The sequence below is a fragment of the Bacillus sp. B1-WWTP-T-0.5-Post-4 genome (assembly GCF_009183795.1).
In the GTDB taxonomy this organism is placed as follows: domain Bacteria; phylum Bacillota; class Bacilli; order Bacillales; family Bacillaceae_G; genus Bacillus_A; species Bacillus_A cereus.
This window is the reverse complement of the sequence record NZ_WEIJ01000001.1, coordinates 1-22184: the sequence shown is the minus strand read 5'-3', so window position 1 is coordinate 22184 and position 22184 is coordinate 1. Positions and strand designations below refer to the sequence as shown.

Here is a 22184-nt window from a genome sequence, read left to right as displayed (position 1 = left end):
TTTTGGTCATCTTTTTTTGTATCTACATAGAAACCTGATAAATCATATGTGCATTTGGATTTTCAATCACCATAAACTCGTACATTACATATGATGTGGAGGAAAAAGAAAAAGTAGGCACTTTTCTTATAAATGACAGAAAAAGAAGGTGAATTAGGGAATGTTGACTGAGATGCATATTGCTGTCATAGGAGGAGATGCAAGGCAGCTAGAAGTAATTCGTAAGCTAGTTGAATTGGATGCGAAACTTTCTTTGATAGGTTTTGATCAGTTAGATCATGGTTTCACAGGGGCAGCAAAAGAAAGTATACAAAATTTAGATTTCACTTCTGTAGACGCAATTATTTTGCCGGTTGCCGGTACAAATGCCAAAGGAGAAGTAGATACTATTTTTTCAAATGAAAAAGTTTCAATAACGAAAGAACAAATTGAAAATACACCAGAACACTTTACTATATATTCAGGTATTGGTACACCTTACTTGGAAAATCTCGTATCTACTACGAACCGAAAACTTGTTAAATTATTTGATCGTGATGATGTAGCAATATACAATTCTATTCCAACGGTAGAAGGTACATTAATGATGGTAATTCAACATACCGACTATACAATTCATGGGTCCAATGTAATGGTTCTAGGATTTGGTAGAACAGGAATGAGTGTTGCGAGAGCATTTCAATCATTAGGAGCCCATGTCAAAGTTGGAGCAAGACGATCTGAACATATTGCACGTATTACAGAAATGATGTTTTCTCCTTTTCATATGCAAGACATAGAGAAAGAAGTAGGAAATATTGATATTGTAATTAATACGATTCCGCACCTCGTTGTAACAGCGAATGTTATTGCAAAAATGCCAGCTCATACGTTAGTGATTGATTTAGCTTCTAAACCAGGCGGTACCGACTTTAGATATGCGGAAAAAAGAGGAGTCAAAGCATTGCTAGCACCTGGATTACCAGGTATTGTTGCCCCAAAAACGGCTGGGCAAATCTTAGCAAATGTTCTTTCTCAGTTATTAGCAGCAGATGCAATCGCAAAGGAGGAGGAAAAGAAATGAGTTTGAAGGGGAAACGAATTGGTTTCGGATTTACAGGTTCACATTGTACGTATGAGGAAGTTATGCCGCACTTAGAAAAATTAATTGCTGAAGGAGCAGAAGTACGTCCTGTTGTTTCATACACTGTTCAATCAACAAATACTAGATTTGGAGAAGGAGCAGAGTGGATTAAGAAGATTGAAGAAATAACAGGTTTTAAAGCAATTAATTCAATTGTTGGAGCAGAGCCACTTGGACCTAAAATTCCATTAGACTGCATGGTAATCGCTCCTTTAACAGGAAATTCTATGAGTAAATTTGCAAATGCAATGACAGATTCTCCAGTACTAATGGCAGCAAAAGCGACGCTAAGAAATGGCAAGCCTGTCGTATTGGCGGTTTCGACGAATGATGCTTTAGGGTTAAATGGGGTAAATCTAATTACACCAACAAGGTGACGACAAAGCATAAACGCTTATATGTCGCCATCTTGAGGGAGCTTAGGGTAAAGCACAAGTTCGAAATCATCGAGCCTTTGCCACTTTTCCTTTTTATAAACAGCCTTTTCTAAAACCGACTTTAGGAGGCTGTTTTTCTTTTTTGGATCATCTGTTTTAAAGTACAGATCAAGAACATGCTCCACTTGAGGTATTGTATCTTTCTTGACTTTTTCCTTCTTAATTTCGGTTTTAATTTCTTTCTTTAAGTTTTCCATAGTGGAAGTAATTTCAGTTATACGGTCAGAAACTACATTCGAGCGTTCTAAAAACATATCGACTGTGTAAACGCCACGTTCTAATAAATCATGTAAATTATTTTTTTGTTTTTGGACATCCACTAATTCTTTTTCAAGCTTGCGTAATGTAGCTTCATTCATTTGAATGACTTGTGTTTCTTTTAATTTGTCATCTTGCTTATGTTTTTCAAAATCAGCTTTATAATTGATGTACCATTCTTTTAATGCATCGAGTAAACGCTTCTCAATTAATTCAGTATAACTTGATTTGTTTTCACAGCCACGGTGTTTACAATCCATCGTTTCTTTTCGATTCTTTGGATAACGTTGGACCATACTGTAACCACATTTAGCGCATTTAATAATACCAGCCAATGGATTCTTTATTCCGTTCGTATTGTAGGGAATGTGATATCTTGAGTTTAATTTTTCTTGTACTTGCTCAAATAAGCTTTCGGGTATGATGGGCTCATGTTTTCCATCAGCAATAATCCAATCTGATTTATCTTGTCTTGCACAGCTACGTTTTACAGCATCAGGCCGTTTTACTTCTTTTCGCTTTTGCCATGTTACTTTTCCGATATAAACATTGTTTTTTAATATATCCAAGATGCTGTAGGGGTTCCATTCATTACCTAGCTTACTTTTGTAGCCAAGATCATTTAACTTGCTTCTAATTGCATTTGCCCCCATATCCTCATTTGCATACCAATCAAATATCATTCTTACAACTGAAGCTTCTTCTGGATTAATCGTTAAAGTACGTTCACGCTTATTTAAGCGATGGATATCATATCCGAATGGTGCATGTGTACCAAGATAATTCCCAGCCTCTACACTGGCGACACGACCTCGTTGCATACGTCGTGTAATAATCTTTAATTCCTTACGAGCCATAAACGCTTCAAATTCGCTGTATTCTTCATCCCACTCATCATTAAGGTCATAAGTCTTCCTAGGTGTCATAATCTTCGTATTCGAGCGTTTAAACGTCTCTAAAATGATTCCTTGTTCTTTCATACCACCACGACCTAAACGGTCCATATCCATACAAAGAACAACATCATATTTATTATCTTCAATCTCTTCAAGTAGCGCTAACATCTCAGGGCGTTTCACTAAGCTCTCACCAGAAACAATTTCCTCACGGACAGATAAAACATTTAAGTTCATTTCCTTGGCAATTTTCAGCAGGGTAGAGCGGTGTTTTGCTAATGTTTCACCTTCACCACGTGCTTCAGCTTCGAGATCGGCACGAGATTTTCTTAGGTAGATTGCAGTTTTCATGGTTAGACCTCCTTATTAATATGTATTATATGAAAAACAAACATTGTGAAGAAATAAATATGATAATTAATAAAAGAATGGCCTCTTAAGAGAGGCACACCTTTTATATTTAACTTAATTATTGTTTGTAAGTTGTTTTAGAATCATTGGGAATGGTTCTCTGATCTTAATTCATTTTTGTTTAGATCGAGTTCTTGAAATGGAGTATATCTTAAATATATTTTTGAAGAAAAATCACAAACGTAAAAGGTTTTTCTAGAGGAATCTCCACCATGATATAAAACCGATTTTTTATCATCGATAGTATAAGCGTGGATTAATGGGGTTTGCTTTAATTCTTCTTCAGTGAGAATATCTACTAGGTATTCTGTATTAGAAAATTTCTTTTTTGTTTGATTTGCAACCAAGTTTAAAAACAAACTATACAAAAGAGCAAATAAAATTATAGCAGGCAAAACATTCCAATTTTTTCCAGTAACAATTAAATAGGAAATTGGATAGATCCAAATTAAACTTAATAGCATATTCGCTAATCCCCATTTGCGGGCTCTAGAATATTTTTTTATTGGTAAGTCTTTTTGAAAAGAGTAAATAAAAACGGGTACAAAGCAGCATATAGAAATTATCATGAATAGCAATCCAAACGTCCCTAGGTATAGACTCCAATTATTGGATGGTTTCTCAAATTGATAGAATGCAATTAATGGCATTAAATACATTGCAAAGAATAGAAATAACCAATCGGAAAGGAATTGAAAATCAGTAAGTTTTTTTTGTTCGGATTTATTCAGAAACAACTTGTCAAATTCGTTGAAGGTTTTAAATTTAACGCGAAATTGATAGAATGCAATCGCATTAGTGATTAGAGCAATTATTAAAGTAATAATGGGTCCAATAAGTTTTTCCATAGTAATATCACAACTCCTTAAGTTTTTAGATTTAGAGTTACTATTAAATTTAGCAACTACTTGTATAAATGAATTGATATCCAGAAATCATTTCATCAGGTAATAAGAGCTCGAATGCAAATGTATTTGCTACAATTTTTAATTGACCTACAGAAAATAGAGTATTGGCTTTAAGCTGTAATAATTAAAAATTTTAGATTACGATAAAAATTCTTCTACAATTGTTTTACATTTTTCTAGTTGTTTAATTACCTGATTTGTTGCACTTTGCGACTTTATCTTGAAAATCAACTGCCTGTTTTTTTGCGATTGGATTGTTATCCATCTTTTCTAATTGGGATAACGCAGAACGTGCTGTATCGCAATCCATTTTTTCAATTTCTTGTCTCTCGAATCGTTCACGGCGAGAGGCTGCCGCCCTATCGAAAGCTTCCTCTTTCTCCTTGGGATCAGCGGGATCAGCGGGATCAGCGGCTTGAACTTTTCTTATTTGCTCCTCCTTGAATTGCTCCAATTCGGGTCCTTCTATTTTTGGCGCTGATTGATTACTGGAATCATTTTCTTCGAGTTGTTTTAGTCTTTTTTGATTTTGAAGTTGTTCTTCTGAATTCTTCGTTTCTTCTTGTGCATGTTGTTTATCTTCTTTAACTGGATTGTTAGTATCACAACCAACTAGTCCAATAGATAAAAAGAGCGCTGTAAATGGTAGTAGGTATTTTTTCATTATTAATCCTCCATAAGTTAATAGAATTACGCCTGCTTTCTTAATAAACGTAAGTTTTTAAACGGGCGAATCCTCCAGGAATCCCATGGGCCTCCGCAATTTCTTGAATAGATAAACGAGTATCTTTATAAGCAGAAATCATTTCATCGGTAAGTAACAATTCTACAGCAAATGTATTTGCTTCGATTTCTAAGCGATCCACTGAAAAGAAAGTTTGGTTACGCAAGAAGGGGGTATTTGCTTTAGGATGAAGTACAGCATGACCTAATTCATGTGCACAAACAAATCGTTGAGTAATTTCGTTAATCTGATTATTAATATGAATAAATTTAAAGCGTTTATAAGTGTTGTAAAAACCAAGAGTATTCCCTAGGTCTTCAAACAACACTATAATATCTTTTCGTTTAGCAATTTCAAAGGGGTTTGTTGTGCCGTGTTTTTTTACGATTTTCATTACGTAGTCTTTAATTTTCATTTCTCGCTCCGTTCAATCTTTTTTATACTTGTTTGGAGTGAATTTTTGTTTTGCCAATTGTTTTGCCATGCGCATAGAGTTTTCTAGAGAAATACGAATCATTTCTTTTGTGTGTTCGTCTATTGGTTCTCCGTCAAACATTAAAGCATCTTCGCTATTTTCTAAGTCTTTTAAAGTCTTTTCTAAGTCACGAGCGATATCACGAGTATCTTTTTTGTTTAAATCAGGAAGTGCATTCGACACTCTTGATTCATCTTCTCTTCCTAATAAATAATCTGTTGTTACTCCTAAAACATTCGCTAAATCTTTTAGCATTTCGTTTGAGGGAGTGCTATGACCATTCTCATAGTTACTAATGGTGCCTTTAGTGGTATTTACTTTATCGGCTAATTCTTGCTGAGTGAGTTTACGCGTTTTGCGCGTTTCTTTTAGTCTTTGTCTCAACATTTTTAGCACCTCCCGTTAATAAAAAGTACAAAGATATTGTACCTTATATAGATTAATTGTAAAACTTTGTACAAGATAATTGTACAATTGTATTGACGTACAAGAATCTTATACTTATAATAAAAGTACAAAATACTTATACAAGGAGCGAGACAGTGATCAAAAATATCAAATTAATTAGAGCTAGGAAAAAAAGTAAGTTAACCCAACAAGATCTTGCAAATAGAATGCAAGTTACAAAATCTACAATAAGTAATTGGGAAAATGGTTATAGTAATCCAAATCTTGAAAAGGCTATCAGATTAGCAACTATTCTTGGTCGTGATATAAAGGATTTAATTTGAGGTACAAGAGTACAAGAATCTTATACTTCGAGGTGGAAAGTAGGTGAGAAAATGCCATCAACTAACATGGCAGTACCAACAGACCAGTCGCATAAACATATAAAAAGCACTTCAAGAGGTGACACTATGAGCCAACAAGAAGAATATGCGGCGACCTATGAATTTGGAAAAACGAAAGTCCATGTTGTGGCTCCTGAGCCAAAATCAAAAAAGGATATTGATAAAATCCGTCAAGCATATTACAAGGCTGGTTGGGCCATCATCAAAGAGATACAAGTAAAAGAAAACGTTGAGGAATAGTTCCTCTCTTTTTATACGAAAAGTAGACAAGTTACATATGTACTAAGTTCATTGTAACCATTTGAAAACTAAATATGGAGGCGAACAGATATGGGAACAAGCATATACTGCAATTCAGCAATAGGGGAATTATTACAGAATGCTAGAGAATGTTGTGACAACGTTCAGCTGAAAACCAAGAAAGGGCTATCTAAGTACCTTGGCATTACACATGAACGATTAACCCGAATTGAATCTGGACTTTCTAAACCAGAATTTGAACTTGCGATGGATTGGTGCCATGCAACAGGAGCAAAGTTGAATCAACAAGCAATCAAACATATTTATGGTGTTGGGTTACCGCCTACAGATCCACGCTTAACTCAAGATGTAAATCTACAATTGATGAACTACATTAAGCAAGCAGAAGAGGGAATTGCGGCAGCAAAGGAAATCATGAACTTACAAGTTACAACAAGGTCATGGAAGCATGATGAAAAAAAGAAACATGAATACGCAGTTCATGCAAAAGAAATCTTCGATACAATCCAAGCTACTCAATGTGTAGTACAAGCTCTTGAACAAGTTCATTTTGGCATTATGGAACAAATACAAAGAAGTTGGTTGCAAAAGGCTATGGCGGAGAACGTTATTATTCAATCGGTAGATAGCTTAATGAATTTAACAAGGGTGCTGTAGAGGAGGAAAGAAAATGACAGTAGATTATAAGAAACCGAGTCTAAGAGAATACAAGGAATTAATTCGATATGATGCAAAACTAACTGGTGAAATTAAAATAGCAGAATTACTTAATGAGGATTCAAAAACAGCTGAGTTAAAGCAAGAGAAGAAATTGTTGGGGATTCGAATCAAAATTATAGAAGCATCATTTATTTTGAAGCATAAATGGGTAAATAAAAAAGCTACCGCCTAGACAACAGTAGCTCTGAAAAATATCGTAAAGCAATTATAACATTATATAAATCATTTGGACAAGCCACTGTGCTTGTCGTTATGACCAGAAAGGGATTGTTCCTCCCATACCCCTACAATATTCCTTTCTGGTTGTAACGATGCGTACAGCATCAGTCAAAACTGTATGGGGGAGGAAAGTGAAGATGAAAAGGATTCAATTGACAGACGGACAACCAACAAGTGTTAGGAGAGAGGATCTCAAATCAGGGGCCGTCGAGTTATTGGAGATAATTAAGACGGCATGTTTGAATAGTAGTTTGAGTTATGTGGAAGTTAATAAAGCTCTTCATGTGGTAGATGAAGAGCTTTATAAAAGGGTTATTAATAGTTCTTGTGAAAAATCATTAAATTAAACTGAGGTTATCTTCTTCTAACTCTTTTTTGTACTTGTCGTATTGCTCTTGGTTAGCACCTACAACATAAGTAGTGTTGTAGTATGCTTGCTCGTTATGGATGTCGATTAGCTTTGTACCAACATGCAATAGCGTCCAACCTTGTTCTAAATAATCATTGGCACGTGAGTTAGCTATGTCGTCATCAAATTCTAAAGTAAATACAATGTCTTTCATATGTAACACCTCCCTCTATGGGAGATTATACCAAAGTAATAGGTTTTTAGATATTTTTAGTAATTAGACAAGCCACTGTGCTTGTCGTTATGACCAGAAAAGGATTGTTCCTCCCATACCCCTACAATATTCCTTTCTGGTTGTAACGATGCGTACAGCATCAACTCAAATAGAAAGGAGATGTAATTCATGAACGATAAAGACAATCGTCTTCATGATCTAGTTCTTCCTGGGGATTTTTCGTTTGCGAATAAACTTCGTAACTGTATGAGCGAATGTATTCATAACATGTTTAATGCAGAATCAACCGAAGAATCAAATCACTGGGAAGAAGAGCTGGAGCGATGTATAAGGGAATTTAAAATGCTTCGTGATACAAAAGAGGAACATGAGGCATCGATGAGTTATCGTGTAGTGATTAAAGATTTAAGAGTAAGAGGAGTTAACGCTTCGTTAGTAACACGTAGAAAATAAAAAGATCTATCACTTGGCAGAGTGATAGACAAACGGTCTTGCAAAAGATCTTAGGATTAATTATATCAAATTAGCATTCGTATAACAACGGAGTGTGCTACATGCTTTTAGACAAATCGTTACATAGAGTGTTGCTGAACCCTAAAGTGTTTCAACAAGCAACATCAGAGCAACACCTAATTTACTTAGTAAAACAATATCTCAAAATAGGATACAAGAATTATCGCTTATTACGTGTAGAGGACGGATTCGCGATATGTAAACGGGAGGATGAATAATATGGCAGTTTATAGACCAGTACACGTTTCATTTTGGCAGGATTCATTTGTTTTAGATCTTACACCGGAGGAGAAGTATTTCTACTTATATTTGATGACAAACAGTAAGACGTCTCAATCAGGAATCTATGAGCTTCCACTTCGTATCATTGAAACTGATACAGGATATAACCGTGAAACTGTTATGAAGCTATTAGAACGTTTTGCTGAATACGGAAAAATTAATTACAACCAAAAAACAAAAGAGTTGTTCTTAATCAACTGGTTGAAATTCAATCCAATTAAAAATGTAAACATTGAAAAGTGTGTTTTAAAAGAGATTCAATCTGTGAAGGACCAGGATTTTTTAGTTGATTTCTATGAAACTTGTTTGCAATTAGAAAAAGAGCAAGATTTTAAAATTCCTCGTATTAAGGAGTATTTATCAGTCCGTTTGGAGGGGCTTATAAGGGGCTTCCAAGACCCTAGCAAGGAAGAAGAAAAAGAAAAAGAAGAAGAAAAAGAACAACAACAAGAAGAACGCGCAGGCGCGGAAGAAGTTGTTGAGGTTAATCCAATTTCTTTTTACGAGCAAAACTTCGGATTCATTACACCTTTTATCGCGGATGGTATTTATGCTTGGATAGATGATTTAAATGCAGAGCTAGTTATTAAGGCTATGGAGATTGCTTTAGAGAAAAATACGAGAAACATGTCTTACGTAAATACGATTTTAAGAGATTGGCATCTTAAAGGCTTTAAAACAGTAACTGATGTTGAGGCTGCCGATAAAGCATTTCGTGCTCAGCGATTAACGAAAGCTCAGCAACAGACACAAGCACCTTATCAACAAAAAGGCCTATCGGAATCTACTAAAAACGTAATACAGCAGCAACAAGCATGGGAGCAGAACATTCCAACAGAAGAAGAACTTGCAGTACTTAACCAACAGAATGCGTGGTTGGCCAAATGAGTAACGATATGATTCGTAATGTAGAAGCTGAACAAAGTGTTTTAGGTAGCATAATCCAAGAAGGCGATTTAATTAAAGATTGTCAGCTAAAGGTAAAACAGTTTTCTTTACCAACGCACCAAGTGATTTTCAAGGCAATGAGAGAATTAGAGGATGCTGAGGTCCCGATAGATCTTGTTGCTCTCATTGGAAAATTCGATGAAAGCTTTATGCATCAAATTGGCGGAATTGAATTCTTTGTAAACTTAACAGAAGTTGTTACGACTACTAAAAATTTCTCGTATCACGAAGGCTTAGTTATCGAAGCTTGGAAAATGCGACATGCTCAAGAGGTTGCTGGTAACTTATATAACCGCCTTCAGCAAGATAGGGATATGAGTGCTATTAGTACATCAATTGATGAATTAAGCGCCATTGAAGAAACGGGTTACTCAGATGAGTTTAACTTGAAAGATACGCTGGTTGATTTGTATAAGAACATGCAAATTGATGTAGGAGATTTAACCGGTATACCAACTGGTTATGACGACCTGAACAGAATGACAGCAGGGTTACAAGAAGGTGATTTAATCATTGTCGGTGCCCGTCCTTCAATGGGGAAAACAGCATTTGTATTAAACGTTGCTTTTCATGCAGCAAGTGCTCATACAGCAACAGGAATCTTTTCGCTCGAGATGGGGGAGGAACAGCTACTTAAGAGGATGATTTCAAGTACTGGAAATATTGATGCTACAAAATTAAAGAATCCTAAGAAGCTGTGTAATTTAAAGGATTGGGAAAAGATTAGTCAAGCGATGGGATTAATTAATGATTTGCCATTAGAAATTTACGATAAAGCAAATGTCACGATGCAAGAGATTTACGCTAAAACTAGGAAACTAAAGCGTAAGTACCCTGATAAAAAGGTTTTAATTGCAATTGATTACTTGCAGCTTATTGTAGGGGATCCAAAGCATAGAGGGAACCGCATGCAAGAAATCGGTGAGATTAGTCGTAAGCTAAAACTGATGGCAAGAGAGCTAAATGTATGTGTAGTTGCATTATCACAGTTAAGTCGTGCTGTAGAAAGTAGACAAGATAAGAGGCCATTGCTATCAGATTTACGTGAAAATGGCCAAATTGAGCAAGATGCGGATTTAATCGCATTCTTATACCGTGAAGATTACTATGACCGCGAGACAGAAAATAAAAACATAACGGAAATTATTTTAGCGAAACAAAGGAACGGTCCAGTTGGTGTTGTTGAACTAGCATTCATTAAAGAATTTAGTAAGTTTGTAAATTTAGAGAGAAAGTTCAATCATCAACAGGAGGCTTAATCATGTTGTTACGTCAGGAAGTAGAACGTAGAAAACTAATAATCATTCGTAAATTATTGGGTTTAGGATTAGCTGAAATTAACGGACAAACATTAGATCAACTAACGTTAACGCAGCTTGAAGGAATTTTAATTGCAAGCTTGCAGGTATTGGAGGGGAAAAACAATGCCAAAGCAATTAACAATTTTTGATGTGGAGCCAGTTGTATCATTTGATTCTAAGAAAGCTCATATTCACCGTTTGAATTCAAGATTACGGTATGCAGATGTGCTTGTACAAATACCACGTCAGGCCAAAGCGATTGATGAGTTAAAACCAACGACAGCGCCTGATGAACGTTATGAGTTGTTTGAAGATTACACAATTGGGATTTGGCGTTATAAGCGAGTGGAGGATAAACAATTTGTATGGGAAGAGGCAGAAAAAATGTGTAAGCAAGCAAGGGATGAAAAAAAGCCGATTCCAATTCGGCTCCATCTATCACTGGAACAAGCATTTGTTCCAGAAAATGTTGTGCAATATCTATAGACAAATAAAAAAAGCTGAGATCACTCTCAACTTACTTCGACAAAGTAATTATAACATATGGGAGTGATCTTGGTGGGAATTAGGAAAGAAAATCTTGTTGAAATGACAGCTGAAATAGATTTGAAAACAAACGGAATATATATTGTTAAAAATGGTCAGGTTCAGCTAATAGAACCACCTCAAGGTGGATTTGGTGAACAATCATTTGTATATCAAAGTGGAAAAGTAATTCGTATGGAAGAACGAAAAACACAGTTATTATAATCAAATTTGAATTTTGTTAAGAAATGTGGTGTTGATGTAATGAAGTATGTAAGGTTATTCCTGAAGATATTGGCACTTTCAATATATATCCCTTTGATGTATGCAACTTACTTATATCTAACTAATTACTTACCTACACATGAATCAATGGATAATTTTTTCGATGGGAGTATTTTTAATACTATTACCGCTATTCCCATTACAGATGTATAAGCAAGCAAATGATTTTTTAATAAAAGCGTTATTATATATTGATGCAAAAAGAGTACATATTGAATATGTACTCTTGAAAAAAGGAAGTGTAAATAAGTGATGAAACACTATACTACAACATATGCTTGTCTCATTTAAAAGTGCAAGGAATATAATAAAATAGTTATTGTATTGAAGAAAAAACATGCACAAAAAATGTGCATGTATAATAAAAAGCTATGTCTTGTCTATTTAAATATATGCTTTGTTTATATAAACCGTGAGTATGTTTGAGCAAAATGGTTATTTATTAGCAAATATAAAGAGCGTTTTTTAAAGCGCTCTATGACCAAAATTTAGTGTATTAAAAAAGGGGTCTTCGAAAAATTTCTTTTCTCGGAGTAAATAATCAATGATATTATTTAAGGGTTTAAGAAATTTTATTAGAAATTGGTCAAAAAAGTATACAGATTTCATATAAAATTGTTGAAATAAAAAAGAGTACCATTATATGGTACTCTTTTATGAATCAGTACACCATTCAAATATTGTTAATGTTTGTGAGTCATGAACAATTAAATGGTTTGAAAAGTAAGGATTCAAGATAATGTATGTAAGATCAGTATAAGTTGTTACAAAAAAATAAAAAAGAGTACCATTATATGGTACTCTTCTATGAATCAGTACACCATTCAAATATTGTTAATGTTTGTGAGTCATGAACAATTAAATGGTTTGAAAAGTAAGGATTCAAGATAATGTATGTAAGATGAGTATAAATTGTTACAAAGAAATAAAAATTAGTCGGCAAAAGCAAAATGATTAGCTCTTAATGGAAAATACAATGCATTATTAGAAACTCATGATACAAACAACTAGGTTGTGAGGATTAAACTTTTTCAAAAAACTTCATTTGATATTACTCTAGAATGGAATTATTGAACTTATAAATTAATATGTCTTTTCGTTTATTGATAAAATAAACACGTTGATAGGAGTAATAATGTATTCCTTTAAAAATATGCGTTTTTATTAGGAAATTAATCTAAGCACTAGATAAATAGATGCGTATACTTATATTATGTGAGTTGTGAAAGTAATTAAACTGAATTTTTATAGTTTAATTATTAGTAACTATTTTTATTCTAAGAAAAATGAATATTTAAAAATATTCAACGCTATTACAATTGAGTGTTTCTTAGTATAAGAGTATTCTCTCAAAATTATTAAATAAGGAGGAAATAAATGAAACATAATGATTGTTTTGATCATAATAACTGCAATCCGATTGTTTTTTCAGCAGATTGTTGTAAAAATCCACAGTCAGTTCCTATTACTAGGGAACAATTAAGTCAATTAATTACCTTACTAAACTCATTAGTATCAGCTATTTCAGCATTTTTTGCAAATCCAAGTGATGCAAACAGAGTAGCGTTATTCAATTTGTTTAATCAATTTTTAATTTTCTTAAATTCCTTATTACCTTCCCCAGAAGTTAATTTTTTGAAACAATTAACTCAAAGTATTTTAGTTTTATTACAATCTCCAGCTCCTAATTTAGGACAATTGTCAACATTACTGCAACAATTTTATAGCGCCCTTGCACAATTCTTCTTCGCTTTAGATCTTATCCCTATATCCTGCAACTCAAATGTTGATTCTGCAACTTTACAACTTCTTTTTAATTTATTAATTCAACTAATCAATGCTACGCCAGGGGCGACAGGTCCAACAGGCCCAACAGGTCCAACAGGCCCAGCAGGAACCGGAGCAGGTCCAACGGGAGCAACAGGAGCAACAGGTCCAACAGGAGCAACAGGCCCAACAGGAGCGACAGGTCCAGCAGGTACTGGTGGAGCAACAGGAGTAACAGGAGCAACAGGAGCAACAGGAGCAACAGGAGCAACAGGTCTAACAGGAGCAACAGGAGCAACAGGTCTAACAGGAGCAACAGGAGCAACAGGTCCAACAGGTCCAACAGGTCCAACAGGAGCAACAGGTCCAACAGGCCTAACAGGAGCAACAGGCCTAACAGGAGCAACAGGAGCTGGAGCGGTTATTCCGTTTGCATCAGGTGGACCAGTAGCATTAACAACTGTTTTAGGTGGATTGGCAAACACAGGAGCACTTCTTGGATTTGGAAGTTCATTCTTCCCTGTAATTGTCCCACCTGGTGGTCCAATTACTATAGGTCCTGTACCTCCAGTATTTGATTTTGCATTTGTAGCCCCTCGCGCAGGTACAATTACTTCGTTAGCAGGCTTCTTTAGTGTAACTGTAGCGGTTGCTTTAGCGTTAGGAAGCATACAAATTCAAATGCAGTTGTACAGCGCGCCAGCAGCAAGTAATACTTTCACTCCAGTAGGTGTACCATTACTATTAACACCAGCATTTAGTGGTCTAATTGCTATCGGTGCTACTTCAAGTGGTATTGTCGGAGAAGCAATTGCGGTAGCTCCACAAGATAAGATATTACTTGTTGTTTCATCAACTACACCTGGTTTCGATATAGCTACTGCTATTACAGGATTCGCAAGTGCGGGTATAACATTCGTATAATCGCTTATAAGTTTCTTGTTTGAAACCTTTGAAATAAGAAAAGAGAATGTCAAAAAAGTATCCACAGATTAACTTTTGAAGACATTCTCTTTTTTTTATGTTTTTTATTTTCGGTACTATACTATATTTTATGTTTAATGAAAATGATTAAATATGCTATGAGAATGTGATGTGATTGTGTTAAATTAAATGATCACTGCTAGTAAATTACATAGTAATAGACATAAAAGATGCACCAAGTAGGTGAAGAAATCCCGGCTACGCAGTTCGATACGTGGCTGGGACAACTCTCTCGGTTAGGACTACTGGAACAAGTCATGAAAGATGATGAGCATGTTTATTATTACCGGATTATGTATAATTTATTGAAACTGGAATAAGTAAGTTCGTTTTAACAAAATTTGAATTTTGTATTAATAAATATTGAGGATAATCCTTATAAATAAAGGCTTCACTCTCAAAAGGGTGAGAGTGAAGCCTGTGGATGAAATTACTGAGTTCTTGGGATGGTGAACATCAGCACATAAATAATAGCATGAGTATTCAGAAAAAACATTGAGTAAATTTTTCCGATTTTTCAAATTATAGTTAATTGATTTTCATTAAACAAAAGCGTTATTTTGTACAAGAATCTTTACACCTATAAACAAACATAGCAGGCAACTGACTAGATTGCCTGCTATGTTCATACACTGCACGGAGGAGTGCCTTCCGTTTTGAAAGAGCGAAGCCCAGGGAGAGAGCGCTCAGATGTAGTATGTGTAATGCAAAAAAGATTATTCGTAAATGAGAATGAACAGTTATTTTATAAGGACTGGCATTCTTTTAGTTTCAAATCTTTCAAAGTCTATAGGACAATATGCAAACGTTGCTATAGGTTCTGAAGTCTCGTTTGTAAAAAAAGTGTGGTTAATTACGTCACCAGAAGAAGAATAAAAAGTAATTTTGGTTTTTGATATAGGGGGAAGCGTTATTACCAGTGGTTTGCTTGTCATATTAATCAGCTCCTAAATTATTTGATTGTATATGAACTTAATATGTATTCAATAAATGTATATGAATTCATTTTATAAAGTTAGTACTTTGTGAATCTAGAAATTTAACAAAATAGTTATTTTATAAACCAAAATAAAAGAACCCGTTTCTTATAAACGGATTCTTCCCTTAAGGTGTGCAAGGAATACAAGGTAACTGGCCTAGGGAAACCTGTACAATTCCTTGTGATTGTAATGTATGCAAAGGAATCAATAAGGTTAATGAATTTTTAAACAAAATCCTTATTTGAAAATTAAAGAGCGCCTTGTGAGGAAGGCGCTTTATGACCAAAACTAATGTTGAAAAAGGATACCCAAGATATTGTATGTATAGTTTTTAGAGAGGTGCAGTTTTATACAAAGATCTGTATTTCATAACAAGAGAAAAGAGCATACATATAAGCATGCTCTTTGACAAGAAAGGTAGATTTTTATGAGAGGATGCCTCCATACAATAATATATGCTTGTCCGATTAAAAGGTGAAAAGTTTTAATAAAATCGTTATTGTAAAACATTTTGAATGCTGTACAGAAAGAGGAATATTTTAGTAAGTTAAGAATATATGAAATTAATTCAGAAGAGGGAGTTACAGTATGTTTTGGTTAGGATGCCTTTTAGGATACATTGTAGGTTCGGTTATTACTTGTGGGCTATTATATTTTTGTTTTAGATCTGAGGAAAACAAAAAAGCTGACATGCAAAAAAAGAATGGTAGATGGATCGGTAAAGAAGGAAATGGGTGGGATAAAGAATGATGGAAAGTAAGCTCAATACCATCCTTATTTACTAAGAAATAAAAAGAGCGCATTTTTATATGCACTCTTAGTAAATTAAATGAATATTTCATGAGATAAATATTCAAAAAAATGTAATCAGATTTTCATGAGTAAATTTTTTATATTGTATGTTTTGCTGAGTGTGAAACATTTTTAATAAAAACGCTATTTTGTACTGAGTAAATGTTGATGTTTATTAAAATGATAAAGCAGCTAGCTCAATGAACTAACTGCTTTATCGTCCAACAAGAACAATACCCACAATACATTGTAACTTAAGGTTACAACTATAGTATGAGTAGAAGTGAAAATGTTATGCAAGAAAGTTAAATAAAAACTTCATTTTATACAATAAAACAGCTAGCGTGATTAGCTAGCTGTCCTGGTAAGAAAAGAAAACGGTGCTTATTAAATGTTGCTTTTGTAATTGCGAGTTACAGCTATAGTATGAACAGAGTTGTAAATGTTATGCAAGAAAGCTAAATGAAAATTTTATTAAGCACAACAAAACAGCTAGTTAATGAAACTAACTGCTCGTTGTACAAAAGAAATGCTGCGCTTACAGAAATAATTTGTAACTTTAAGTTACAAAAATAGTATGAACGGGGTTGGAAATATTATTCGGAAATGAAAGGAAACTAAACAAAAATTTCATTTTATAGAAATAAGGAAACTAAAAAAGAGCACCATGCATCAGTGCTCTTTAAGATAGGAGGTAACACTTTGAGCTGGATAGTTAGGTTAAAAGTATATGATGTAGAAAAGGAATAAGACCTAAGTTTTATTATTAACTCAATATAAAAGAGCAATTAGCTTTTGCTAATTGCTCGGCCCAAGGTAATAGACATAGAGTGGGTATTAGTAAAATTGGCTATTCACGAGCCTGTTTACAGTGTAACCAAGATTTTTAAATGTATTCCCTCTTTAAAGACCTTCTTCAAACGCCGCCCTTTAAAGAGGGAGTGGAGTAATGAAAAAGAATACTTTTCCTTTAATACAAAATCATATTTTGATTCTCAATAATATATGAGTATTAAGACAAAAACGTGCAATTAAAAGAGCAGCCAGCAAAAGCTAACTGCTCAGGTAATGGAATATGGTTCGAAATGGGTTGTCTATATTATTGACGTAATATTAAGTTTTATTCAGGGTTGATTCCAAAAAAATGACATGCCACCAAAATATAAAATTATTAAAAGGACAATTACTATGAAAGCAATTAAAGAAACTTTCTTCCAAGAATTTTTCATTAGTAGACCTCCTTTATGAAGAATATTAACACTTTATAAGAAACTGAACAAAATAATCATTTGAATAGAAAGTTACTAAAATATGAGGAAATGATATAATAATACCAATTAAACATTTAGTCCTACTGGAAGAACCAGCGGACATCGAACTATAAGAGCATTAGTGATATTGCTCTGTAGTTTGGTGTCCGCTATTTTTTTATTAACAAAGTATATAAGGGGTGTTTATATATTATGAAGCAATTAACTTTCTTACCTAAAATTGATCGCAAAGCAACTCAGGCTCGTTTAGAAGAGATTCTTGAAAATGTTCGTATTTATAGACAATTTGGGATGATTAGACATGAGATGAAGGTTACAGCATCTAGCGAGGTAAGATATCACGGTCCAACAAATATAGTAGGGAAGCCAGCTGAAGATATTGCTTTAGCAAATGTTGCTATGAGTGAAAGAGAAGTGAAACTACAACGGTTATCTTTTCAAATTGATAAGGCATTAAGTCGTTTTTGTAAAAACCAAAGGGATATTATTGTAAAACGATATTTAGAAGACGAAGAAGTCTTTGATTACATGGTTTATAACGAAATTGGTATGAGTGAGCGTACGTATAGACGAAATAAATCTAATGCTTTTTATAAATTAGCTTTCGCTCTTAGATTAGAAGTATATGAGGCAGAAGAAACTGGAGGTAATGAATAATGAATTTTGTTCAACCAATACGTGATCCAGAGCAAATACAGCAGTTAAAAGAGTATTTTAAGGAAAAGAGCTTACGTAATTACATTCTCTTTATTATGGGTATCAATACAGGCCTCAGAATTTCAGATATTTTGAAATTGAAAGTAGGGGATGTTAAAGGCAGTCATATATCTATGCGGGAAAAGAAAACAGGGAAACAAAAACGAATACAAATTACTGCAGCACTGAAAAGAGAGCTTAAATGGTTTATTATAGAAAGAGAAGACAATGAGTATTTATTACAAAGTAGACAAGGTAAGAATCGTCCAATTGGTCGTAGCATGGCATATAAGATATTAAGTGGAGCAGCGGCAGAGTTCGGGTTAGATGAAATAGGGACACATACGTTAAGAAAAACATACGGGTATCATATGTACATGCAAACGAAAAACATAGCATTACTCATGGAGATATTCAATCACTCTTCAGAGAAAGTCACGTTACGTTATATAGGCGTAAACCAAGATGCAATGGATAAAGCAATGACTAGGTTTAAAATCTAAGCATTGCTTATTTCTTTTTAAATCTAGGGGTATCGCAGTATTTTGGAAAAAACTACGCTAAGATTATGCAAGATTTTATACAGTTCCAGTAACAAACAAGAACCCTAAAACCCTAAAACCGTGCTAGGAAAGGAATGTATAAAAAATGAATAGATCCATAGAACAAAAAAAAGAAGGTTTCTTGCTACCAATAATGAGACGTTATGTTAACTGAATTTGAATATCGTATACAGACTAAAAACAGAAAAAACTTCCTGTTGTGTAGGTTGTTTTTTCTGTTTTTTTTGTTTGCTTGTCCACACCATTTCACCTCTTTATGAATTATATAGTATTAAAGGAGGTGAAAAGAATGAATGAAGATATTATTTCAATTGGGGCAAATTGTATAGTGAGAATTAGAAACAGATTCTTTCTTCTAGTAGAAATTGAAGTGGAATTTGGAAATGTAGCCATAGAGGAATTTGTTTTTATTCGAATATCTGAGCAAGAAGCTAGAACATTGTTAGCAGGAGGTATTCAACGTTGTACTATTTCTAATTGTATTCCTAGGTCTCATGATGATTTAGAAGTAGAATTCATTTGTGTTTTAATCGTGGGTGGGGAAGCATTTGCGGTTTTTGATGTAGAAGACGATGTTGATGAAGCTGTACTTGTTCCAATTTCATTAAGAGAAGCCGAGCGTTTAATCTGTAGAGGAGCAAGGCGATGTACAGTTATTAATAGATAAGAGTAAGCCTTTTAGGAGCTAAAGAGGTTTCATTTTGTGTGGCTTCTTTTAAGAATGATTATGTAAATATGAACATCCTCCAGAGTAATTAACTGGAGGATATTTTTGTAGACTTCTAGATGTATTAACTACCAATAATGAGACATGTATGAGATATACAATCAAACAAAATTATTTTCCATTTTTATTCTTATTTTGAAATAGAGGCACAATCAAAATTCCACCAACAAATAAGATTGAAAATCCTACGACTATATATAATCTGTTTTTTGGTATTCCTAATATAATTGCAAGATAACTAAAAGAAAAAGCCCATAATGCTAAAACTATGATTTCTAACATCTTCTTTTTTATTAAAAGTTAAGCACCCCAAATCTCCTTGAAAAAATTGTATTCGGAATATTGTAACAAAATAAAAAAAAAGACCCTACAAGAGGGTCTTTCATCAGCTAATATTAAGCTTTTTGAACATTAGTAGCTTGTAGGCCACGTTGTCCTTTTTCTACTTCAAACGTTACACGTTGTCCTTCGTCTAAAGATTTGAAACCGTCGATTTGGATAGCTGAGAAATGTACGAATACGTCTTCTCCACCTTCACGCTCGATGAATCCAAAACCTTTGTCTGCATTAAACCATTTTACTTTACCTTGTTCCATAATTGTTGCCTCCTAGTGTGGATACCCACACATATGTTACTACCCTTGCTCAAATACCTTAGACGAAAAACAAAATTTATTCTTAATCTCAAGCCAAACAAAAATAGGTCTTTCTTAAATTAACACACTTTCTAAAAAATAGCAAATTTCAAAAATAAGTCCTTATGGTAATTAGCTACTAATAGTTATTGCTGGAGAAAAAGTCACTATGATAGTCATCACAGCAAGAAATTGCCAAAGGATCTCAACAATATCATTGGTTTGATTTTTTTCAGACATTCCACAACTGATAAAATTAGCTATTTTCGAGTTGAATTTTACTTCTGGTAACGATAATTATGTAAATAAGTTGTCCATATGGGCAGCTTATTTTATTTTTCCGCATAGCGTAGGTTATTTTGCAAAATGCTGGTGGTATCCCTATATAGTTACTCATAATTTTCGTACTGTGTAACTCAAAAGAGAAAATTAAATGAAATCAATGATACCAAGGGATTCAGCGAAGGGGTCAGTTACACACAATATAAGATATGGGTAAGTGGTAGTATCAAGGAATTGAATGGTGTATATACATAAATATAAAATGTAAGGGGGAGGTAATGGTGATTCATGTTAAATGAAGAACTATTAGAAGTAATAATTAGATACAAAAGGAATACTGGGAAAAATCCTGATGTGTTAAAGCTAAATCCAACTTATTTTAGAAATATGTTAGAAGAATTGAATTATCCAAAGTGGATTATTAAAAAGAAAATGACAGAAATGAAAAAAAGTATATTTGGTGTACCAGTGGAATTAACAGATGCAGTGGAAAAATTTGAACTATAAAAGGTTGGCAGAGTCGTGACCGCTTTTTGGCAGGAAATGTGTCGGTTATTTTTGAACTAACGTGTTATATTTGTATTGTGGGAAGTGGCGGGAAACACAACTCACTATATTGTTTCTAAAACTCTAAACGGTTCGTAATGATGGCACATAAAATCCGAAACCAGCAGATGGTAAAGATTGAATGATACCGTTATTAAGGAGAGCTTTTGCTCTTCTTCCAGTTACTTAATATTGTTGATACATATCAGCGATTTATCATTAGGTGATTGGAATAAGGATGAAACTTCACGTACCGGAATTAAAGCACAAATTAATAACCAATTTCAAAGCATCCATTCGGGTGCTTTTTATTTTGGAGGAGGATGAAAGATGGACGAGCAAAAGTTTAAAGCCTCTGCGGTAACAGAGGCTGAAAAGAAAGAAAATATTTTGATTAAAATAGATATTAAGCTTTGTTCCCAAAAGTTAGCCCGACAACTTGATCAGCAAATACAAGTAAATAAGAAAAGTTTTGGATATTAGATGGATTTGCATAGTAAGAAACTTCAACGTTAGTTAATGCGATATTACCAGTTTTGTTAGATATTTCCGTGATGTCTTCTTCATCAGAAAGCCTATTGATTTGTAAATTACGGAAATCGAAAGCACCTTCATGAAAACGCTCAATCATTTTTTCTTCTTCACTTTTTGGTAAATGGGAATTGAGCAAATTACCTGTTATCATTCCGAAAGCTGTAAATAGTGTGATTTTAGTATCTGGATGAATAGATACACCTTCTATTTCACCAGATTTAATAGCATCTATTGTATGGCCAAAACTAGTAATAGTAGTTGCCTTTAGGTCAATACCATTTTTTAATAGTTTTGGGATTTCAATTGCATCCATAATTATAGCACCTCCTTTCTTGTGGTATAAATATATTCGACAAAAAAGATTGAAATCCTACAAATATAAATAAGTAAATAAGGATGAGGATCATGAAGCAATACAAAACCAAACAACAGAAGCGTAAGTTCTATGACAGTAGTGAGTGGAAGAGTATACGTGAGCAAGTAAAGAAGCGAGACAACTATGAATGCCAAGAGTGTAAACGTAATGGTAGTGTTCGTGTGGACACCAATGAATACAGTGAGAGTGCAAAGCGTAAGAAGATTCAGCTCGTTGTCCATCATATAAAAGAACTAGAACATCATCCAGAACTTGCATTAGAAATAGATAACTTAGAAACAGTCTGTGTGGATTGCCATAATAAAGAACACGGTAGAGTGTTTGTTAAAAAGATAAACAAATGGGAAAACGATGAAAAGTGGTAAAAATG

At 34.0% G+C, this 22184-nt stretch carries 30 protein-coding genes and 1 pseudogene; 23 read left to right on the top strand and 8 right to left on the bottom strand.

Annotated elements, in window-relative coordinates; all coding sequences use genetic code 11:
* Window positions 1–160 precede the first annotated feature (160 nt).
* Both dpaA and dpaB read left to right on the top strand, forming a co-directional pair.
* The gene (dpaA, locus tag GBN91_RS00145) at window positions 161–1063 is read left to right on the top strand and encodes a dipicolinic acid synthetase subunit A (protein ID WP_000954735.1); all 903 of its coding nucleotides are present in this window, start codon (window positions 161–163) and stop codon (window positions 1061–1063) included.
* Window positions 1060–1485: pseudogene (gene dpaB, locus GBN91_RS00140) on the top strand (dipicolinate synthase subunit B); the annotation flags it as partial. The gene dpaA and the pseudogene dpaB, both read left to right, overlap by 4 nt.
* A gap of 32 nt (window positions 1486–1517) precedes the next feature.
* On the opposite strand, the gene GBN91_RS00135 reads toward dpaB, so the two are convergent.
* The 5 genes from GBN91_RS00135 to GBN91_RS00115 all read right to left on the bottom strand — a co-directional run bounded on the left by GBN91_RS00135 (window position 1518) and on the right by GBN91_RS00115 (window position 5619).
* Window positions 1518–3065 carry a recombinase family protein gene (locus GBN91_RS00135; protein WP_152121198.1) on the bottom strand — a complete coding sequence of 516 codons (1548 nt, stop codon included), beginning with the start codon at window positions 3063–3065 and terminating at the stop codon, window positions 1518–1520.
* A 143-nt stretch (window positions 3066–3208) separates the two neighbouring features.
* Window positions 3209–3973 (bottom strand): hypothetical protein, encoded by a 765-nt coding sequence (locus GBN91_RS00130; protein ID WP_086389456.1) that lies wholly within the window; start codon window positions 3971–3973, stop codon window positions 3209–3211.
* Between the two features lie 244 nt (window positions 3974–4217).
* The gene (locus tag GBN91_RS00125; protein ID WP_152121197.1) at window positions 4218–4697 is read right to left on the bottom strand and encodes a hypothetical protein; all 480 of its coding nucleotides are present in this window, start codon (window positions 4695–4697) and stop codon (window positions 4218–4220) included.
* A 40-nt stretch (window positions 4698–4737) separates the two neighbouring features.
* Window positions 4738–5172: an ImmA/IrrE family metallo-endopeptidase gene (locus tag GBN91_RS00120; RefSeq protein WP_098926875.1), complete on the bottom strand. Its 435-nt coding sequence runs from the start codon at window positions 5170–5172 to the stop codon at window positions 4738–4740.
* 12 nt (window positions 5173–5184) lie between these two features.
* A complete protein-coding gene (locus tag GBN91_RS00115; RefSeq protein ID WP_061654403.1) occupies window positions 5185–5619 on the bottom strand; it encodes a helix-turn-helix domain-containing protein in 435 nt (144 codons plus the stop codon).
* A gap of 155 nt (window positions 5620–5774) precedes the next feature.
* Here GBN91_RS00115 and GBN91_RS00110 point away from each other — a divergent pair, with 155 nt between their 5' ends.
* The 5 genes from GBN91_RS00110 (at window position 5775) to GBN91_RS00090 (ending at window position 7570) form a co-directional block, all read left to right on the top strand.
* Window positions 5775–5963 carry a helix-turn-helix transcriptional regulator gene (locus GBN91_RS00110; RefSeq protein WP_061654401.1) on the top strand — a complete coding sequence of 63 codons (189 nt, stop codon included), beginning with the start codon at window positions 5775–5777 and terminating at the stop codon, window positions 5961–5963.
* Between the two features lie 51 nt (window positions 5964–6014).
* Entirely contained in the window at window positions 6015–6263 is a 249-nt protein-coding gene (locus tag GBN91_RS00105; RefSeq protein WP_098300748.1) for a hypothetical protein, read from the top strand.
* A 90-nt stretch (window positions 6264–6353) separates the two neighbouring features.
* The gene (locus tag GBN91_RS00100; protein ID WP_070179463.1) at window positions 6354–6941 is read left to right on the top strand and encodes a sporulation sigma factor-processing peptidase; all 588 of its coding nucleotides are present in this window, start codon (window positions 6354–6356) and stop codon (window positions 6939–6941) included.
* 13 nt (window positions 6942–6954) lie between these two features.
* Window positions 6955–7176 carry an RNA polymerase subunit sigma gene (locus GBN91_RS00095; protein ID WP_152121196.1) on the top strand — a complete coding sequence of 74 codons (222 nt, stop codon included), beginning with the start codon at window positions 6955–6957 and terminating at the stop codon, window positions 7174–7176.
* A gap of 184 nt (window positions 7177–7360) precedes the next feature.
* Window positions 7361–7570 (top strand): hypothetical protein, encoded by a 210-nt coding sequence (locus GBN91_RS00090; protein WP_071728551.1) that lies wholly within the window; start codon window positions 7361–7363, stop codon window positions 7568–7570.
* Here the strand turns inward: GBN91_RS00090 and GBN91_RS00085 are convergent.
* Entirely contained in the window at window positions 7562–7786 is a 225-nt protein-coding gene (locus GBN91_RS00085; protein WP_071728550.1) for a hypothetical protein, read from the bottom strand. The two genes, GBN91_RS00090 and GBN91_RS00085, sit on opposite strands and share 9 nt — an antisense overlap.
* 189 nt (window positions 7787–7975) lie before the next feature.
* On the opposite strand from GBN91_RS00085, the gene GBN91_RS00080 reads away from it, so the two are divergent.
* The 13 genes from GBN91_RS00080 to GBN91_RS00030 all read left to right on the top strand — a co-directional run bounded on the left by GBN91_RS00080 (window position 7976) and on the right by GBN91_RS00030 (window position 19381).
* Window positions 7976–8260 (top strand): hypothetical protein, encoded by a 285-nt coding sequence (locus GBN91_RS00080; RefSeq protein WP_152121195.1) that lies wholly within the window; start codon window positions 7976–7978, stop codon window positions 8258–8260.
* 279 nt (window positions 8261–8539) lie between these two features.
* Window positions 8540–9490 carry a DnaD domain-containing protein gene (locus GBN91_RS00075; protein WP_152121194.1) on the top strand — a complete coding sequence of 317 codons (951 nt, stop codon included), beginning with the start codon at window positions 8540–8542 and terminating at the stop codon, window positions 9488–9490.
* Window positions 9487–10809 carry a replicative DNA helicase gene (dnaB, locus tag GBN91_RS00070; protein ID WP_016077317.1) on the top strand — a complete coding sequence of 441 codons (1323 nt, stop codon included), beginning with the start codon at window positions 9487–9489 and terminating at the stop codon, window positions 10807–10809. Before GBN91_RS00075 ends, dnaB begins: the two co-directional genes overlap by 4 nt.
* A gap of 2 nt (window positions 10810–10811) precedes the next feature.
* A complete protein-coding gene (locus GBN91_RS00065; RefSeq protein WP_000926798.1) occupies window positions 10812–11000 on the top strand; it encodes a hypothetical protein in 189 nt (62 codons plus the stop codon).
* Window positions 10975–11337, top strand: coding sequence for a cell division protein SepF (locus GBN91_RS00060; protein ID WP_152121193.1), 363 nt, complete (start codon window positions 10975–10977; stop codon window positions 11335–11337). The genes GBN91_RS00065 and GBN91_RS00060 overlap by 26 nt, the downstream gene beginning before the upstream one ends.
* A 72-nt stretch (window positions 11338–11409) precedes the next feature.
* Window positions 11410–11601, top strand: coding sequence for a DUF3954 domain-containing protein (locus GBN91_RS00055; RefSeq protein WP_016077319.1), 192 nt, complete (start codon window positions 11410–11412; stop codon window positions 11599–11601).
* Window positions 11602–11764: 163 nt separating this feature from the next.
* On the top strand, window positions 11765–11914 hold the full coding sequence (locus GBN91_RS28705) for a hypothetical protein (RefSeq protein WP_193222110.1): 150 nt from the start codon (window positions 11765–11767) through the stop codon (window positions 11912–11914).
* Between the two features lie 1124 nt (window positions 11915–13038).
* Window positions 13039–14352 carry an exosporium glycoprotein BclB-related protein gene (locus GBN91_RS00050; protein ID WP_193222109.1) on the top strand — a complete coding sequence of 438 codons (1314 nt, stop codon included), beginning with the start codon at window positions 13039–13041 and terminating at the stop codon, window positions 14350–14352.
* Window positions 14353–15144: 792 nt separating this feature from the next.
* On the top strand, window positions 15145–15288 hold the full coding sequence (locus tag GBN91_RS28700; RefSeq protein WP_193222108.1) for a hypothetical protein: 144 nt from the start codon (window positions 15145–15147) through the stop codon (window positions 15286–15288).
* Between the two features lie 692 nt (window positions 15289–15980).
* Window positions 15981–16142 carry a hypothetical protein gene (locus GBN91_RS28695; protein WP_193222107.1) on the top strand — a complete coding sequence of 54 codons (162 nt, stop codon included), beginning with the start codon at window positions 15981–15983 and terminating at the stop codon, window positions 16140–16142.
* A 1505-nt stretch (window positions 16143–17647) separates the two neighbouring features.
* Window positions 17648–18112: an ArpU family phage packaging/lysis transcriptional regulator gene (locus tag GBN91_RS00040; protein ID WP_152121192.1), complete on the top strand. Its 465-nt coding sequence runs from the start codon at window positions 17648–17650 to the stop codon at window positions 18110–18112.
* Entirely contained in the window at window positions 18112–18654 is a 543-nt protein-coding gene (locus GBN91_RS00035; protein WP_074554391.1) for a site-specific integrase, read from the top strand. The genes GBN91_RS00040 and GBN91_RS00035 overlap by 1 nt, the downstream gene beginning before the upstream one ends.
* 349 nt (window positions 18655–19003) lie before the next feature.
* Window positions 19004–19381 (top strand): hypothetical protein, encoded by a 378-nt coding sequence (locus GBN91_RS00030; protein ID WP_001001282.1) that lies wholly within the window; start codon window positions 19004–19006, stop codon window positions 19379–19381.
* A 455-nt stretch (window positions 19382–19836) separates the two neighbouring features.
* Here GBN91_RS00030 and GBN91_RS00025 read toward each other — a convergent pair whose 3' ends face one another.
* Window positions 19837–20037 (bottom strand): cold-shock protein, encoded by a 201-nt coding sequence (locus GBN91_RS00025; RefSeq protein ID WP_098580785.1) that lies wholly within the window; start codon window positions 20035–20037, stop codon window positions 19837–19839.
* Window positions 20038–20646: 609 nt separating this feature from the next.
* Here GBN91_RS00025 and GBN91_RS00020 point away from each other — a divergent pair.
* Together GBN91_RS00020 and GBN91_RS29395 are read left to right on the top strand one after the other, a co-directional pair.
* Window positions 20647–20865 (top strand): hypothetical protein, encoded by a 219-nt coding sequence (locus GBN91_RS00020; RefSeq protein WP_152121191.1) that lies wholly within the window; start codon window positions 20647–20649, stop codon window positions 20863–20865.
* A gap of 234 nt (window positions 20866–21099) precedes the next feature.
* Complete coding sequence (locus GBN91_RS29395; RefSeq protein ID WP_264299173.1) at window positions 21100–21231, top strand: hypothetical protein; 132 nt, start codon at window positions 21100–21102, stop codon at window positions 21229–21231.
* 79 nt (window positions 21232–21310) lie between these two features.
* On the opposite strand, the gene GBN91_RS00010 is transcribed toward GBN91_RS29395, so the two are convergent.
* Entirely contained in the window at window positions 21311–21751 is a 441-nt protein-coding gene (locus tag GBN91_RS00010; protein WP_152121189.1) for a hypothetical protein, read from the bottom strand.
* 92 nt (window positions 21752–21843) lie between these two features.
* On the opposite strand from GBN91_RS00010, the gene GBN91_RS00005 reads away from it, so the two are divergent.
* Entirely contained in the window at window positions 21844–22179 is a 336-nt protein-coding gene (locus tag GBN91_RS00005; protein ID WP_152121188.1) for an HNH endonuclease, read from the top strand.
* Window positions 22180–22184 lie beyond the last annotated feature (5 nt).